The 16,110-nt window shown below is 65.7% G+C and carries 10 protein-coding genes; 2 read left to right on the forward strand and 8 right to left on the reverse strand.

The genetic code is table 11. The annotated features are described in order from the left end of the window. Nucleotides 1-23: 23 nt before the first annotated feature. The 5 genes from AC1MGT_RS02500 to AC1MGT_RS02520 all read right to left on the reverse strand — a co-directional run bounded on the left by AC1MGT_RS02500 (nt 24) and on the right by AC1MGT_RS02520 (nt 12,368). A complete protein-coding gene (locus AC1MGT_RS02500; RefSeq protein ID WP_499502870.1) occupies nt 24-1,838 on the reverse strand; it encodes a polyketide synthase dehydratase domain-containing protein in 1,815 nt (604 codons plus the stop codon). Beyond that, on the reverse strand, nt 1,838-3,058 hold the full coding sequence (locus AC1MGT_RS02505) for a 3-oxoacyl-[acyl-carrier-protein] synthase III C-terminal domain-containing protein (RefSeq protein WP_499502871.1): 1,221 nt from the start codon (nt 3,056-3,058) through the stop codon (nt 1,838-1,840). Before AC1MGT_RS02505 ends, AC1MGT_RS02500 begins: the two co-directional genes overlap by 1 nt. A gap of 63 nt (nt 3,059-3,121) precedes the next feature. Beyond that, on the reverse strand, nt 3,122-10,696 hold the full coding sequence (locus AC1MGT_RS02510; RefSeq protein WP_499502872.1) for an SDR family NAD(P)-dependent oxidoreductase: 7,575 nt from the start codon (nt 10,694-10,696) through the stop codon (nt 3,122-3,124). A gap of 42 nt (nt 10,697-10,738) precedes the next feature. Then, nucleotides 10,739-11,659: an AMP-binding protein gene (locus AC1MGT_RS02515; protein WP_499502873.1), complete on the reverse strand. Its 921-nt coding sequence runs from the start codon at nt 11,657-11,659 to the stop codon at nt 10,739-10,741. 37 nt (nt 11,660-11,696) lie between these two features. Then, nucleotides 11,697-12,368 carry a hypothetical protein gene (locus AC1MGT_RS02520; protein WP_499502874.1) on the reverse strand — a complete coding sequence of 224 codons (672 nt, stop codon included), beginning with the start codon at nt 12,366-12,368 and terminating at the stop codon, nt 11,697-11,699. Between AC1MGT_RS02520 and AC1MGT_RS02525 the strand changes: the two genes are divergently transcribed. Further along, on the forward strand, nt 12,367-12,597 hold the full coding sequence (locus tag AC1MGT_RS02525) for a hypothetical protein (protein WP_499502875.1): 231 nt from the start codon (nt 12,367-12,369) through the stop codon (nt 12,595-12,597). The genes AC1MGT_RS02520 and AC1MGT_RS02525 overlap by 2 nt on opposite strands. Nucleotides 12,598-12,943: 346 nt before the next feature. Then, a complete protein-coding gene (locus tag AC1MGT_RS02530) occupies nt 12,944-13,159 on the forward strand; it encodes a hypothetical protein (RefSeq protein WP_499502876.1) in 216 nt (71 codons plus the stop codon). Nucleotides 13,160-13,202: 43 nt separating this feature from the next. Here AC1MGT_RS02530 and AC1MGT_RS02535 read toward each other — a convergent pair whose 3' ends face one another. Genes AC1MGT_RS02535 through AC1MGT_RS02545 form a run of 3 tightly spaced genes read right to left on the reverse strand, consistent with a single transcriptional unit; the run spans nt 13,203 to nt 16,107 of the window. Beyond that, entirely contained in the window at nt 13,203-14,804 is a 1,602-nt protein-coding gene (locus AC1MGT_RS02535) for a chemotaxis protein CheW (protein WP_499502877.1), read from the reverse strand. Next, complete coding sequence (locus tag AC1MGT_RS02540) at nt 14,801-15,292, reverse strand: chemotaxis protein CheD (protein ID WP_499502878.1); 492 nt, start codon at nt 15,290-15,292, stop codon at nt 14,801-14,803. Before AC1MGT_RS02540 ends, AC1MGT_RS02535 begins: the two co-directional genes overlap by 4 nt. Next, complete coding sequence (locus AC1MGT_RS02545) at nt 15,289-16,107, reverse strand: CheR family methyltransferase (protein WP_499502879.1); 819 nt, start codon at nt 16,105-16,107, stop codon at nt 15,289-15,291. The genes AC1MGT_RS02540 and AC1MGT_RS02545 overlap by 4 nt, the downstream gene beginning before the upstream one ends. Nucleotides 16,108-16,110 lie beyond the last annotated feature (3 nt).

The raw sequence follows: 16,110 nt of genomic DNA on the forward strand, positions 1-16,110 counted from the left end.
TCCTCGGTTATTCGCGGTTTCCATTACATTGCCGACAGGTCGACCGCCAGCATCATGTCGCCATCGCACAGGGTGGCGATGCAGGCCGCTACCCCGCTCGGCCAGTGCACCAGCTGCAGGCTGCCGTCTGCACCCAGCGCATGCGCTTCGAAATCCTGGGGAGCGCCATCAACGCCGCTGCCCATGCGTTTGCCCATCGCTTCCTTGGCACACCACAGGCGCGTCACCCAGGTGTCATGCTCCGGGTGGGCGCAGCCGGCGAGCAGGCGGCGCTCGGCCGTGCTGCTGAACGCGGCCAGGAAGCCATCATCGTGCGCGACGACCTGCTCGATATCGATCCCGACCGGGCCTGCTGCGGCCAGTGCCACTGCCTGCCCGGCGCAGTGCGCAATGCTGATGAACGGGACCGGCATGGCGTCCGGCCACGCGGCCAGGTGCGGCTGGCCACGAGCGTCGTTGATGATGGCGAACGCGGCGGGATGCAATTGGGGACCGCCATGCTGCGCGGCGCGCCAGGCCCGGGCTGCGTCCTTGGCCGCGATGCGGCCCAGCAGCCATTCGAGCTGACGCTTCGGCAGCGCCTTCTTGGCGAGAAATTGCGCCATTTCAGTGGTGTGCAGATAATGACGTGCCAGCAATGCCAAGTCGAAGCCGGCGATCTGCGCCTCCGTCACGCGTTGGCAGACGGCGCCGACACCCGCGCCCACGCCAGGCAAGGCTTGCGCTGTGCTGAGCAGCACCTGGCCGGGCCGGCGCTGAAACGCAACCAGCTGCGCCGGCCACTGGAATTCCCAGGATTTCCAGCCGCGAATGCGCATCCAGGTACCGCCGGCACCATCGCCAATGTCGACGTCGGCGCCAAACATCTTCAGTTGGCGGCTGGCGACGTGGAACACGACCGGCACCCGGGTGCCCGGCGCGGGCGTGGGACCATGGAAATCGATCCGGTCGAGGCCGATCGGAAAGGTAGTACCGCCATGTTGCATGCACCAGACCCCAATCAGCTGGCCGACCGTATCGAGCAATGCGGGATCGCACAGCAGCTGCGGGCACGGCTGTCCGGCGAACCAGTCGTGCGCCGGCCTGAGCAGCATCGTCGCGCTGGCGCCCTCCGGGCCGAGGCGGATCGGACCATCCAGGCCCTGGAAACGCGGACCATGGAACAGCTGGCGCGTCGCGTACACGGCGCTACCATCGAGTGTGACCGCATCCGGCGCGGCGCCTGCCGTGCGCGCATCGAAAGCCGGCGGCGCGGCATCATAATGCGTGGCGAACAGCAGCGTTGCCTCGATCGCGGCCGTCGCCTCGCTTCCTGCATGGACCTGCACCGTGATCCGCGCGCAGCCGTCATGGTCCCCGGCCGGTGCCTGGCGCACTACCCTGCCCTCGATCCGCAAGTCCAGCGCGCCGCCATCGGTCACGGCAATCCAGCGCCGTGCAATGACACCTTCGATCCCGACCAGCCCGTATCCGGGTGCCAGGCAGGCCGCGGTTTCGGCCATGACTTCCAGGCTCACCGTCATCGGCAGCACCGGGAAGCAGTCGGCCAGAGGCTTGACTTCCGGCGCGACGAAGTTATGGTCGGCCAGGAACAGGTCGCGTTCCAGCACCAGGCGCCGCGCCACGGTAATGCTTGCACCAGGCCGGCATGCCAGGATGTCGGCAACGAACGGAAGCCGGTGCGGGCTCTCCTCGCCCGCCGGCGCGGATGCAAGTGCAGACGCGGGTGCAGGTGCGAGGCCAGGTGTGGCCGCGTCGTCGTCGTACATGGCGGCTTCGAACATGCGGCCGACGACCGGCGCCGCGCCGGCGGCAAGATGGTGGTGGGGGTGTGCCATCAGATCTTCTCCAGTACCAGGCCGGTTACGGTCAGGCCGGGGCCGAAGCCGAGGCACACGACCCTGGTCCCCGGCGGGATCGCGGTCTCCGCGATGATTTCCTTCAGAATGTGCGGCACCGTCGCCGACGACATGTTGCCGTTTTCGCGAAACACCGCTTTGCTGACGGCGACCTGGTCGTCGCGCAGGCCGAGCTCGTCCTGGATGTGCTCGACGATCTTCGGCCCTCCGGGATGAATGGCGAACATCAGGCTTTCCTTGTCATCCTCGAAATCGATGCCGATCCCCTGCAACAGCGCTTCGACGAAGCGGTACACATGGCGCTTGATCACGATCGGCACCATCACCGACAGCGTCATCTGGAACTGATGCGAGGCAGGCACCCAGGTCATGTCCTCGGCCGAGTCGGGCAACAGGTGCTCATTGAACGCAAGGATGCGCAGCCCCGACAGCCCGCGTTGACGCGCATAGTCGTCCGAGCACATCGAATAATTGATGAAGCCGTCGGCGAACAGGGTCATCGTGATGATGTTCTCGATGCCGAAGTCTTCGACGTTGGTATGGCCCGACAGCAGTTCGGTGTGCACGATATCGACCCGCTGCTTGGGCCGCGTGACCCCCAGACGCGATGAGGCCAGGAAGCCGTGCGCCATCTTGATGGCCGGGAAAGCGCCATAGCACCCCATGTGGTAGCTGTGAGTGACGGTGGTGGCAAACCATTCCTTGCGCGCGACCATGCGTTCGACCGGACTGGGCGCGAGGTAGCCGGAACAGGTGACGTGGATCATGTCGTCCGGTGCAGACTCGGCATCGGCATACATGCGGGTCAGGCAATCCCCGACGATCTTGCCGTAGCTCTCGTGGCGCGCCTTCAGGTCGACGCCCTTGATGTCATCCGGACCGGTAAAAATGCGCAGGTATTCATGTTCCGGCTCGGCCAGCACGAGTTCGCCTTCGGAAAAACGCAGGTCGCTGATCCGGGGGAAGAAAACCAGCTGGCGTCGCTTGATCTGTTCGGCCGACACGGCGTATTTGTCGAATTTGCTCTGAATCTCGGCCAGTATCTGGCCGCGGCCCGCCACATCGTCGATGCCGCGCGCCTTGCAATAGCCGCGCGCCATGCCATAGGCAGACACCTGCAGCGCGATCCTTTGAGAAACTGGCTTCGAGACCTGTACCGGCTCGAAGTTGACCAGTACCGGCTTGGCGTTCGTCGTCATCTGCTGCTCCTGTCTGAAGGCGTGATGGATCGGTGAGGGATGGGCGAACCCGCGGCAGCGCCGCTACGACACCAGGCGCAACGCTGCGATCTGGCTGATGCTGGAAGTAATCACGATCTCGGCCTGACGCTGCGGACCATGCTCGAGTTCTTCGAGGAACAGGCGCCGTCCCGTGGCCGGTGCAATCGGCCGGATGTCGCGCGCCGCATACAGCCGGCGCAGATCGTCGTTGACCATGCCCGCATCCCATGGCCCCCAGTTGATCGCCAGCGCGTGCAGGTGCGGCCAGGCATGGCTTAATTGCCCGGCCAGTTTGTTCAACACTTCGTTGGCGGCACTGTAGTCGGCCTGTCCGATGTTGCCGAAGCGGCCTGCGACCGATGAAAAGAATGCAATGAAGCGCAGCCCTTGCATGCGCAGCCGGCTCGCCATCACCAGTGCGGGAACGACCTTGGTGTCGTACACGGCATCGAACGCAGCCAGCGGCTTGTTCGCGATGAGCTTGTCGCTGATGACGCCGGCACCATGCAGGACACCGTCGATACGGCCCAGGCGCGCATACACGTCGTCAACCAGCGCGCCAAGGGCGGCGCCGTCGCGCACGTCGAGGCAGTGGTACTCGAGCGCGCTGGCGGCCTCGCGCAGGGCCGCAAGGTTGACGCGGATCTGGCGCTCCTTCAAGACCTTGCCCATGGCCGCTTCCACCTGCACCGGCGTTACCTTGCCCCCGTCCGCCTTGAGCTCTGCGGTCAGACGGCGGCGCAGCTCGGCGCTGTCGACGATGCCGCGCGTTACCCCGCTTTCGTCGCCGGGTTCCGGGCTGCGCCCGACCAGCACCAGTCGAGGACGGTATTTCTCGGCCAGCATGCGGGTCAGGTCGGCCGTGATGCCGTAAGCTCCGCCGGTCACCAGCACCACCGCATCGTCGCCCAGCATCAGGTCGGACAACGCGCCGCTCTCGATGGTGCGCGGCGCCAGGCAGATCCGGCAGCGTCCTTGCGCGCTGAAGCCGATTTCGACCTCGGGATCGTCGCTGAACATTTCCTTGAGCACCTGTTCGGCCAGCCAGTCCGGCGCCAGCGCCGGCGCGGCGTCGATGCACTTGACGCGTATCTGGCTCCACTCCCGCGCGGCCGACTTGGCCACACCGAGCGTACCGGCGCTGCCGGGCCCCTGGCCGCCCGGCCCGTCCAGGCCAAAGCGGCCATCGAACGCGGTCACATTCACCAGGCGGCCGGCGCCGTCCGCTGTGTCGCGGCGCAAACCGGGGCCCAGCACTTTGAGCAGCAGGAACAGTGCCCGCGCATCGTTGCGATGGTCCGTTCCGGCCGCAGCCTCATCGTGGCCCATCAGGTTGATCAACGCCGCCACCGGTTCCCCTTCCGCCGCCACCAGTTGCGCGATGGGGAGCACCGATTCAAGCGACGACAAATCGACGTCGAGGCGCCATGTATCGACGGCGCGGGTGGCGGCGCCCGGCACCAGCTGCCGCACCGTGCAGCCCTGCGCAGCAAGTCGCTCATGCAGGGCGTTGGCCAGCGCCGAGACAGCGCCCACCAGCACGATCCTGCAACCTGGTGGCCAGGCCGCAGCGCCGTCAGCCGTGGCGTCAGCGCTGCGCGCCTGAACCACGTAGCTGCGCACGGGGTCGGGCTGTGGCGACAGGTCGAACGACTCCACTTCCTCATCCAGCCGAGAAAGTGGAGCCAAGGCTTTTTTTGGCAGGGCACCTCCTGCCAGTGCCACATCGGTAGACAATGCGGCCGTTGTGGCTTGCGCGAACAGCTGCGCATACCAGGCCTCGACCTCGCGCAAGGTCTTGAATCCGCTCAGCTCTTCGATCATCTTTTCTTCGTCGCGATCACCCACCAGGCTATTGCGCTGGGTCAGGCCGCTGAAGATTTCGATCCGCTTGATCGAATCGATCCCCAGGTCTGCTTCCATATGTGCGTCCAGGTCGAGCATGTCGACCGGATAGCCGGTGCGCGCCGATACCGCCTTTAACAACTCAGCGGAAAATTCGGCGACGGTCGCCGACCCCGCACTGGTCGCCGTGTCTGGCGCGCTCGCCCCGCTGAGAATGGCGGTGACCGGTTGCGGCGCGGCTGCCGGTTCGTGTGAAAACAGCATGGGCACGAGGGGCGCCTCGATGGGCTTGCGCGGCGCCGCGGATGCGGCGGTGGCCAAGGCCGATGGCGCGACCGCAGGCACGGGCGAGAACATGGGGGTTGCTGCAGGTGTGGCCGGCGACATCTGCATGGGTAACGGCGCATTGTCGATCTGCAAGCGGTCGTGGGATGGCGCCATCGTGCTGGCGGACCACATGGCCTGCGGTGGCGGCGCAAGACCCGCCAGTTGCGCCTGGAAGTCGAGGAAATGGCGCAGGCTGTGCTGCTGGTCGGACTGGAACGCAAGCAGGCGCGCCAGGCCATCCTGTATCTGCAACAACTCGTTGGCCCCTGCCGGGCGGGTCGCCAGCGGCGCCGTGGCATGCCGCGCAAGATCATCCGGAACAAACTCGTTGGTGCTCATGGTGGATCTCCTGAAATGATGGGAAACATCGCGCGGCGCCACTGCTGGCACTGGCGGTGGGTTGGCGAAAACCTGGATCGGACGGGCCGGTAACGCTGCACTGGAAATAGTGGCCGCAGGGGCAGCCGGGGCGGCTGTACCCGGGGCGAAAGAGGCAGCTGTTCCCGGGACCGGCGTGGCGGCCACCGCTGCGGCGGTCGGGCCTGCCCAGGGCACGGCGCGGCCACCGTTCACCCGCCAGATCAATGGCCCGTGTTCGGTGCGGCGGCGTTCATGCGCGAAGACGTCGTCGATCCCCTGCACAGCAAGGCCGCGCCCGGCAAACCATGGCGCCATGTCCACCAGCAGGCCAGCAGCCATTGCCTGCGAGAGCAACTGCGCCAGTTGCTCCCATCCATCCCGTTCGGGCGCATCCAGCGCCAGCACCGTATGCGCCCGCACGCCCAGGATGCGCCCCACCAGTCCGGTCAGGATCAAGCCGGGGCCGCACTCGATAAAGACCCGCACGCCGGACGCGTACAGCGCCTCGATTTCATCGACGAATCGCACCGGTTCGGCGATGTGGCGCGCCAGCAGCCTGCGAATCTCGTTCTCGTGTTCCGGATACGGTTCTGCCGTCAGGTTGCTGAACACCGGAATGCGCGGCGCCGCGAAGGGGATGTCGGCCAGTGCGTCGGCCAGCGCGCTCCTGGCCGGCGCCATGTGGCTGCAGTGAAACGCGGTCGACACCGCCAGGCGCTTGACCCGCATGCCGTCCTGCGCCAGTGCCGTCTGCGCCGCCTCGATCGCATCCTCGCTGCCGGCGATAATCGTCTGGTCCGGCGCATTCAGATTCGCGGGCGACACCGCCAGGCCGTGGCGCGCAATCGCGGCCGCCGCCGCTTCGCCGCCGACGTCGAGCGCCGCCATGGCGCCGCCCGGGGCCATGGCCGACAAACGGCCGCGCACCATCGATATCCGTATCAGGTCGTCACGCGAGATGGCGCCGGCGGCGCACAGGGCCACGTATTCGCCGTAGCTGTGCCCGGCCACGAAGTCGGGCCGCAAACCGTAGCTGGTCAGCACGTCGAATGCCGCCAGGCTGGTCATCCCGAGCGCTGGCTGGGCAATGTCGGTCGCATTCAGCGCCTGGCGCTGGGCGTCGCGCGTGGCGTCATCGAAGGCAGGCAGCGGATAGATCAGGTCGGCGATGCGCGGCTGCGACGCGTCGCCTGCCGACGGCTGCTCGAAGCACGCATGCAGCGCGGGAAGGCTCGAGACGAGTTCGCGCAGCATGTTGACCCGTTGCGCCCCCTGGCCGGGAAACAGGAAACAGATGCTGCCCACCGCCCCCACGCTTTCGCGGTAGTGCAGCCCCGGCGCCTGGCGAAACTGGCCCTGCTCGGCCAGCAGCGCCAACGCGCGCTGCAGCTTCTGGCGCAGGTCGGCGCACGATCCGGCCACCAGCACCAGCCGGCACGGCTGACCACCGTTGGCATGGCGCACGACATGCTGTTCGCTGTAGAGCGCGAAGGCCAGCCGGGCAAGGTCGACCTCCGGTGCGCCCGCCAGGCCTTCGAGCAGGCGCCGCACCGTCCCCTGGATCTCGTCACGAGTGGCGCCGGCGAAGGCGAACAGCTCCACGCCGCGCGGCTGCAGGCTGACCACGTCTGCCGGCCGGTAGGTGCCGGTATATTCGGACAGCACCGCGTGGAAATTGGTGCCGCCAAAGCCAAATGCGCTGACCCCGCAGCGCCGCGGATGGGCGCGTCCCAGGTGCAGCCAGGGTCTGGTTTCGCTGTTGACGTACAGCGGCGAGCCGGCCGCCTGCAGTTCGGCGATCGGCCGTTCGACCCCGATCGTTGGTGGCAACACCCGGTTCTGCAGCGCCAGCGCGGCCTTGATCAGGCCAGCCAGACCCGCGACCACCTTGGTATGGCCGATCATCGACTTGACCGACCCGATCGCGCAGGCGGGCGTCGGGGTTTGACCAAGCACCATGCCGAGCGCCGTGATTTCGGACTTGTCGCCCAGCGCCGTGCCCGTGCCGTGGGCCTCGATCAGCGTGACGCTGGCCGGATCGAACCCGGCTTCGCGGTAGGCACGCCGTATTGCCGCCACCTGCCCGGGCGGATGGGGCGCTGTCAGGCTACGGTTGCGGCCGTCGCTGGCGCTGCCGACACCATCGATGACGGCATAGATGCGGTCGCCGTCGCGTTCGGCGTCGCTCAGGCGCTTGAGCACCACGGCGCCCACGCCTTCGCTGATGGCAATGCCGTCGGCGCCCGCGTCGAATGGCCGGGAGCGGCCGCGCGGCGACAGCGCGTGGGTCTGGGCAAACGACATGTAGCCAACCGGGCTGTTGGTGCAGTCGACGCCGCCCACCAGGGCGACATCGGCATCGCCGTCGCGCAGTTGCCGAAAGCCGATCTCGAGCGCAGCGAGCGACGATGCGCAGGCGGCGTCCACGGCGAAGTTGCTGCCGCCCAGGTCGAACCGGTTGGCGACCCGTCCTGCCACCACGTTGCCGAGGATGCCCGGGAACGTATCCTCGGTCCACTTCGGCAGTACCTGCTCGAACAGCGTGTCGACGATGTGGCGCCGGGTCTCTTCCGGCAGGCCGTCGACCTTGTCCAGGTACAGGGGCAGCAAGGTCCGGAAATTGTAGATTGTGCTTAGCTCGTTCACGCCGCCGACGGCCATGATGCAGGCGGTGCGTTCGCGGGCGAACGGGCGCTGGACAAAACCGGCGTCCTCGAGGGCCTGGCGCGCCACCTCGAGCGCCAGCAGCTGCGCCGGCTCGATGACGCTCAAGGTCGCCGGCGCGATGCCATAGTGCTGCGGGTCGAATGCGATGTCGTCGAGGAAGCCGCCCCATTTCGCATAGATCCGGTCGGGCGCGCGCCGGGTATCGAACAATCGGGCGGACGCAAAGCGCTCGTCGCTCACCTCGGTGATCGCATCGACGCCGTGCAGGATATTCTGCCAGTAGGCGCGTAGTCCGTGTGCACGTGGAAAATTGCACGCCATACCGACGATGGCGATTGGTTCACGCGCCCGCGGCGGCGGCGCGGCCGGGATGGCCGCGGCGCGTGCGCGCAGCAGGCCTACGCTGTCGACCGACACCGCGGCGTGCAGCGCGGCCAGGGTGCAGGTACTGCGGCGCAGGCGCGCCACGTCGCCCAGCATGTACAGCCCTTCGCGACGCTGCCCTTCCGGGTCAATCGACACGTAGCGCGGCGCAGCCTCCCCTTCTGGTGCAGTGTTGCGTGTGATGCCCTTGGAGGCGATCCGCAGGCGTCCGATGTTCATCAGCTCCAGCGCCATCAGCGTGTCTTCCTCGGACTTGCTCTCGACGATCAGTTGGCGCCGCATGGCGCCGAATTCGTCGCAGAACGCGGTTCGGGCGCAGCGTGTGTAGATACCAACCCCCGACTGCAGCAGCGCCGTGTCCTCGCAGGCGATGGCCTGGCGCTGGAATTCCTCGACGATGGCACCGCTGGCCACGATCTCGTCCGTGAAGAGATAGGCGGTACCCATCAGGACGCCGACCTTCATGCCCAGCGCAGCCAGCGGCGCGGCCATCAGTGCCACCATCGCCGCCGACGCCGCGTCATGGATACCGCCGGCAAACAGCACCTGCACCGCGCCCGGGTCTTTCAGTCCGGCCTCGAGCAGGATGTCGATGGCCTGCTGCCACAGCACGAAGCTGGTGCGGGGACCGGTATGGCCGCCGCACTCGCTGCCCTCGAACACCAGGCGGCGCGCACCGGCATCGAGGAAGCTGCGCAACAGGCCGGGCGATGGCACATGCAGGTAGGTGACGATGCCCAGTTCGTCGAGTTCGCGCGCCTGGCCCGGGCGCCCGCCGGCGATGACGGCGAATGGCGGCCGCACCTCGCGCAACACCGCCATCTGTTCGTCGCGCAGCTCGCGCGGCATGAAACCGAGGATTCCCACGCCCCACGGCAGATCGCCCATCAGCGCCCGGGTCGCGCTCAGCAGCGTGGAGACCTCAGGACCGCGCAGCACGGCCAGCGCAACGAATGGCAGCGCGCCTGCCTCGGCTACCGCCCGCGCAAAGGGCGCAACGTCGCTGACGCGGGTCATCGGGCCCTGGACGACGGGGAACCGGGTGCCGTGCGCCTGCGCGAGTGCTGCATCGGGCGCCAGGACTTGCTGGGCGGCCGCCTGCACCAGCCGGTCTCCGATGGCCGCACCGATGGCCGTCACGATGCGGCCCACGGTGCCGTAGCGGCGCGCCAGCGGACCGGCCAGGGCGATATCACTGCCGACGGCGAGCAAGCCGTCCTCGGAAGCGAGCAAGCCATCCAGCAGCAGCGCCCGCCAGTCGGTCCCCTGCGCGACTGCGCGCTCGATGGCGCGCAGCCGGCTGCGCCCGCTTCTGGCAAAACAGCGGTAGCTTTCTCCGTCGCTTCCCACGAGCGCGGTTTCCGTACCGTCCAGTCCGTCCCAGTTGGCCGCGCCGGGCGCCGGCGGCGCCTCGGCAGCCAGCCACAGCTGTTCGCCAAGCACCACGCCAGCCGCGCCCGACAGCATGACCGCCGCCGCGCTGTGTATGCCGATGCCCCCCTGGATCCAGTAGGGAATGTCCAGCGCCCCGCTGCACTCCTGCGCCAGCATGAACGACGAACGGTCGCTGACCTGGCCGCCTGCTTCATGGCCTTTCAGGATCACGCCATCGGCCCCCGCCTCCTGCGCCGCGCGCGCCCCGGACAAATCGCGCACCTCGAGGTAGATCAGGCGTGCCAGCGTGCGTGCCAAGCCCACATCGCGGGCCAATGCGCCGGTGCCGACGCCGGCGCCGGCCAGCAGCAGGACCGGCACGGGCTCCTGCAAGCCGATCAGGGCGGGCAAGTGCTCCAGGGTGTCGGCAGCAGCCTCGAACAGGTCGCAGCGCAAGCCCCAGTTGGCCGTCGCACCGGCCGAACGAACGAGTTCGGCCACGGCCGCCAGCATGGCGCCACTGTCCGTCCGGAGCCCCAGATCGAGCAGGCCAAGCGCGCCCGCGCGGCTTGCGGCAATGGCCACCTGGGGCGCAAGCCGGTGTTGCGGGCTGATGGCGATCACCGGCGGCGCGTGATGAACGGGGTGGGCGAGATTCATCGGATTCTCCATGGTTGTGAGTGACAGAAGTCGCATGAACGCCTATGCGCACGAAGGGATCGTCAGTAACGCGCCGGACGACAGCGGACGCCACATTGCGGCGGGATCGGCGCCGCAGCCGGCCAGGGGCGCAGGACTGGGCATCCCGTCCAGAGACCGGGCAAGCCCGAGATGGGTACAGATCCAGATGCACATGCCGCCGCTGTGGGAAAGTCCTGCGAATGCATGCGCTGGTGTGGCGGGTCCCACCGGGACTTCGTCCGGCCAGCCATACGGCAGTTGCGCCGGCTTGTCCTCGCAGTACACAACGCGCATGGCGCCGCCGCCCGGCAGATCGCACGTGGTGCCATGCACGAACATCATTGCCGGACACAAAAGCGCCAGGACTGCTGCCATGCGCGGGGCCGACAGCGCCGGATCGAACTGCAGACAGACGGCGCCGGCCTTCAGGATGGCGAGGATTGCGCGCACCTGTGCCAGTGACGGTTCCATCCGGATGATGCAAAAACTGCCAGCAGCAAGTCCCTCGTTTTGCAGATGGAGCGCCAGTTCGTCAGCCTCGGTATCGAGTTCGCCGTAACTGAGTACCTGATCGCGGCACCGCACTGCGGGAGCGCCGGGATACGTCTGGGCAATGATCTCAAACCGCCGCTGCAAGGGAATGAGCCTCTGAGATAGTGGCCCGTGTGCGCTGCGTAAATGGGCGTTCAGAATGCTGCCCATGCACGCAATGGACTCTGCATCCGTCGAAAAGGATTCGGACGATGGGTCCATATCATTAACCTGCTGCTGTGCAGCATATAAAACCTGATTATCAGCGCACAGATAGAATTCATTAACGCAATGCGCTGAGTTATTATTACTGTAGACGTTCATTGGATTCTCCACATTCACAGCAGTGCAGCTATCAGAATCAATCGGCGTGGCGCTGCGATGCAATTGCTGCATCGCTGGCGTCTTCACGGATTTTCTGCAACATGGATTCCCGCGAAACAGATGGCTAAGTGATTATTTTGAGCGAATCGCCAATATCGTTCGCGCGTTCTTTTTTCCTGGCACTATGCTTGCGCAAGCTGGTAGAAAGTTCCGAAATAACCTCGGTCGCCGCAAACAGGATCTGATTGAAATCGAAGCCTGCCTTGAGCATTTCACGATAAAACGCTCTGGCCAACAGCCTGGCAATCTGATTGGGATGATCAACGATGCCGCCTGTCAAATTGCCGGTAGTCGACTCGTCCATCCTTGAGAGTGCCAGTTGAGCGAATCTGGACTTCAGGATATTTTGCAATTGGTTTACCTGGATGGACCTTGCAACAATCGGCGTCACGACATTGAAGGAATAGAGGTCGTCCATGCTGAAGTCGCGCTGGTGCAATGGACCACGGGCGTGAATGACGCCGACGGTTCTCCCATGCAGAACAATGGCTGACACCATGCTTTCCTTGTGCCCATCAGCATCTCTGCCACTGGCACCGCCCCTCCCTGCGAGCGGAATAACGGGGCTGGCTCCCTTCCCGCGTGCCGACCGCTGGCTTGCCAATGAGCCAAAGCATGCCTCTTCCGGAAAAGCGGCCACAGGCACCTCAGCCTCGTCGAAGAGCAGAATGATGCAATCCCTTGCGCCAACGATGGCGGCGGTCAGCTCCGAAAGCCTGCTCAGGCATTCCTGCATGCTGCCGTCTGTCGATAACTGGGCGAATCCCTCGCGCAGTGTAGAAATCGCACTTTTACGCATTCTCATGGCCAGTCCCTTTTGGTTGCCAATCCAGCTTGCGAAAAACCATCACTACGAATTCACGTCGAGTGTTGCTGCGATTAAAACAGACGAGAGCGATGCCGATGGAATGGCACGGATCCGTGAAATTCCATTAAGAAATTTCGCTCTTGAAATTTTTTATTAAAAATATTCACCAAACTGATGCGTATAACTTGTTACTCCTCAAAGTGGTGCAGTGCCATATAAGTTAATGCCGACCACATGATGACCGTAGCATAGGAAACTTAGGATTTCAACATTTTTTGTGGCGTTTTTTTTCTTCAACACGGGCAAGGCAAGGTGCATCTCCATCACCTCCGTCACTCTCAAAAACCTGTATTTACAGTGATTAAACATTCGATTTTTATTTGAAAAATCCATGCAAGATATTCCATAAAAACGACATTTTTTGTGCGTCGCACAAGATGCAAATACTAGAGGGAAACTTTTAACGGAAATCGAGCCTTCGACGCAAGCACGGACTCGCGCAGATGGCGATCGACCTGCGTGTGAGGGTGCGTGTAAAGCGTCTGGGCAATAGTGCCCTTCACGTGGAGAACGTGAACGCCTGTCAGCAGCAGTTCATCAGCTGGGGTAACGGCGCGCTATCTGCCACCTGCCGAGGTGGGCGCTGGATGCTGGGTGGCGAACGGGTGAGTTCGCCAAAACAATTGCTTAGGGTGGCTATCAGGGTCATCACCAGATAAGGCTGACTGCGCCCCGAATCACATCGAAGCGCCTGGTCGCATGTCAATGCACCGCGCCCAACTGCTGGCGTAACGTGATGATGAACTTCTCCTTGTCGAACAACGTCAGCACGTCCTCGCGCCCGTCGATGCCGGGCACTTCGAGCACTTCGGCGCTGTCCTGGCGCATGTCTTGCGGGCCGTTTACGCGCAGCAGTTGCGGTGACGGGCGGCGCTGGGTGTCCGGCAGTGACAGGATGGTGTCGACGCGGTCGACGATCAGGCCGAACCGCTCGCCGTCGTGCTCGAGCACCAGGATGCGGCGCGCTGCATCGGTCGCCGGCGCTGCCGCCAAGGGCGCCATGCCGTACAACAGGCGCAGGTCGATCACGCATACCATCTGCTGGCGTACCTGGAGCATGCCGTGCACGCAGGCCGGCATGCCGGGCGGGCGGGTGACGAGGCCGTCGAAATCGACGATCTCGCGCACCTGGCTGATGTCGGCGGCCCAGCCGGTATCGAGCGAAAACGCCAGGTACACCTGGCGCGCGCCGGTCATCTTGCGGGCAGCGCACGCGGCGCCGGCTTCTTGTGCATACAGACGGCGATGGCCGGCGCAGATGTCGCTCACTTCCGACTCCGAGAACAGATGGTCATGGTCCAGGAACAGGCTGTCGCCCAGCTCCCCGTTGGGCAGGCAGCCGCGGTACATCGCGCCGCGCGCAGTGCCCAGCAGCGGGATGGGCAGGATGTCGGTGTCGAAGTACGGGCGGATGTCGTCGACCGCATCGACCAGCAGGCCCAGTTGCTCGTCGCCGATGCGCACGATCAGGACGCGCGCATCAAGGGGCTCCGACTGCGACGGGCCGCAACCGAGCAGCGCGCCGAAGTCGACCACGCCGACCGGCACGCCGCGCAGGTTCAGCCAGCCCTTGCACAGGCGGCCAACCATCACCGATGGCAGCAGTTCGGGTACGCGCATGATTTCCTGGATCGCTTCCATCGCCAGCGCGAAACGCAGGCCGCCGACAGTAAACGAGATGCACTTGCGGCCCTGCGCCTGGCGCAAAAAACGCATGCGCCAGGCGTCGCGCGCCACGCTGGCGTGGGCGCGCACCTGGGGCACGTTATCGATCCGCACCAGCGCATCGGCGTCCAGCAGTTGCAGCACGCGCGCGCCATCGGCCAGCGTGATCGTGCCGGCGACAACACCGCGCGCAGCGCCCTGTTGCCAGTGCAGGCCGGCGCGCTGCTCGGGCCGCACGCGCAGCACTTCGCCGGTGGCGTCGAACACGAGGCCCACCTGGATGTCGTCGACATCGATGATTACCACGCGCTGCGCGCCCGTCACACCAGGTGCGGCCGGATCGAAAATGCGGCCCAGGTTCAGCAGCGGGATCGCCGCGCCGCGCAGCGTGAAGATGCCCTCCAGGCAGCGTGGTGACAATGGGATCGGCGTGATCCGCACCGGCATGCCCACCACTTCGCGCACGTTCAACGCCGGCAGCGCGAACTCCTGCCCGGCCAGGAAGAACGTCCCCATCACTTCCATGCCGGCTGCTTCGCGCAGCACGCGCGCGGCAGACGCCGTTTGTCGTTCGATGGCCGTCACGGCCGCGTGCACATCGCCCATCGTTGCAGTCATCATTGCAGTGTCTGTATTCATGCCGCCAGCACCTCCTGTTCGCGCGCGATGCGTACCACGCTGAACGTCTGCTGATCGCAATCGATCGACAGGCGCCGGCCCTGCGAGCCGCCCACATCCTGGAAGCTCACCTGCAGACCGCGCAGTGACAAATGCGAGCGGGCCGCTTCGATATTGCGCGTGCCGACCGCGCCGCCCACCGGGCGCAGGTTCAGCATGCGCGCGCCGCCGGCGATGACGACGTCGACTTCGTCGTACTGCTCGCGCCGCACACCCATCATTGCCAGCAGGCGCGGCACGGCAGCACTCACGTAGCGGGCTGAGCCCTCGCCTGCTTCGACGCCATCAGGCAGGAAGCAGTGCGCCAGGCCGCAGCGGCCCTGCTTGCGCCAGATCATGCCGATCCCGACGCAGGAACCCAGCAGCGCGGTCAGGACCTGTTCGCCCTGGCCGATCTGCATCTGGCCGGACAACACATGCGACATCTGGCTCAGGCTTTGCATACTCATGATGGTTCTCCGCCAATACGATAAACATGGGCCTGCTCGAACGCGAACGCGGTCTGCAGGCGGGTGATGGATTCCTGTTCGCCCAGGACCAGGCGGGCGCTTGGTCCCATCGCGGCCCGGGCGCCGGCCAGCACCTGTTGCTGGTGCTCGGCGTCGAAATAGATCAGCACATTGCGCAGCATGACCAGGTCGAACGCGGCGCCCCGTGGCGGGCGGCCCAGCAGGTTGTGCTGGTCGAAGCGCACGTGCTGCGCGACATCCGGACCGACCTTCACGCCGTCGCCATGCGCGACCAGGTACTTGCGAAACAGGGCCGGGCGATCGGCCTCGAAGCGTGCCACGCTGCGGCCGCAGTAGGCGCCGGCGCGCGCCGTGGCCAGCGCCGCATGCGAGATATCGGTGCCGAGGATCTCGAAGCGCAGGCCGGGTGCGTGCGACTGGTATTCGAGGCAGCTCATGGCCAGCGAATAGGCTTCTTCGCCGGTGGCGGCAGCGGCCGACCAGATACGCAGCGGCGCCGCGCGGTGTTGCGCCGCGAACGCCGGCAGGAACGTCTCCGACAGCCAGGCCCAGACGGCCGGCGTGCGGAAGAACACCGTGTCGTTGGTGGTCACCGAGTCGATGAACGACGTGACCTCGGTGCGGTCGCTGGCCAGGCGCTCGATATAGCCGGCCCACGAGGCGATGCCCAGCGCGCGCAGGCGCGGGAGCAGGCGCCCCTGCAACAGCACACGCTTGTGCTCGTTCATCGCGATGCCCGTGTGCTGGCGCACCAGGGCGATCAGGGCGGAGAGATGGTCGTCGCGCAGTTCCATGGC

The sequence above is a fragment of the Telluria sp. BA11 genome, assembly GCF_056680305.1.

Excerpts from the sequence above, each read along its gene's own strand:
- AC1MGT_RS02500 (WP_499502870.1), bottom strand. The coding sequence starts at position 1,838 with ATGGCACACCCCCACCACCATCTTGCCGCCGGCGCGGCGCCGGTCGTC.
- AC1MGT_RS02505 (WP_499502871.1), bottom strand. The coding sequence starts at position 3,058 with ATGACGACGAACGCCAAGCCGGTACTGGTCAACTTCGAGCCGGTACAG.
- AC1MGT_RS02510 (WP_499502872.1), bottom strand. The coding sequence starts at position 10,696 with ATGAATCTCGCCCACCCCGTTCATCACGCGCCGCCGGTGATCGCCATC.
- AC1MGT_RS02525 (WP_499502875.1), top strand. The coding sequence starts at position 12,367 with ATGCTGCCGTCTGTCGATAACTGGGCGAATCCCTCGCGCAGTGTAGAA.
- AC1MGT_RS02520 (WP_499502874.1), bottom strand. The coding sequence starts at position 12,368 with ATGCAGGAATGCCTGAGCAGGCTTTCGGAGCTGACCGCCGCCATCGTT.
- AC1MGT_RS02530 (WP_499502876.1), top strand. The coding sequence starts at position 12,944 with ATGGCGATCGACCTGCGTGTGAGGGTGCGTGTAAAGCGTCTGGGCAAT.
- AC1MGT_RS02535 (WP_499502877.1), bottom strand. The coding sequence starts at position 14,804 with ATGAATACAGACACTGCAATGATGACTGCAACGATGGGCGATGTGCAC.
- AC1MGT_RS02540 (WP_499502878.1), bottom strand. The coding sequence starts at position 15,292 with ATGAGTATGCAAAGCCTGAGCCAGATGTCGCATGTGTTGTCCGGCCAG.
- AC1MGT_RS02545 (WP_499502879.1), bottom strand. The coding sequence starts at position 16,107 with ATGGAACTGCGCGACGACCATCTCTCCGCCCTGATCGCCCTGGTGCGC.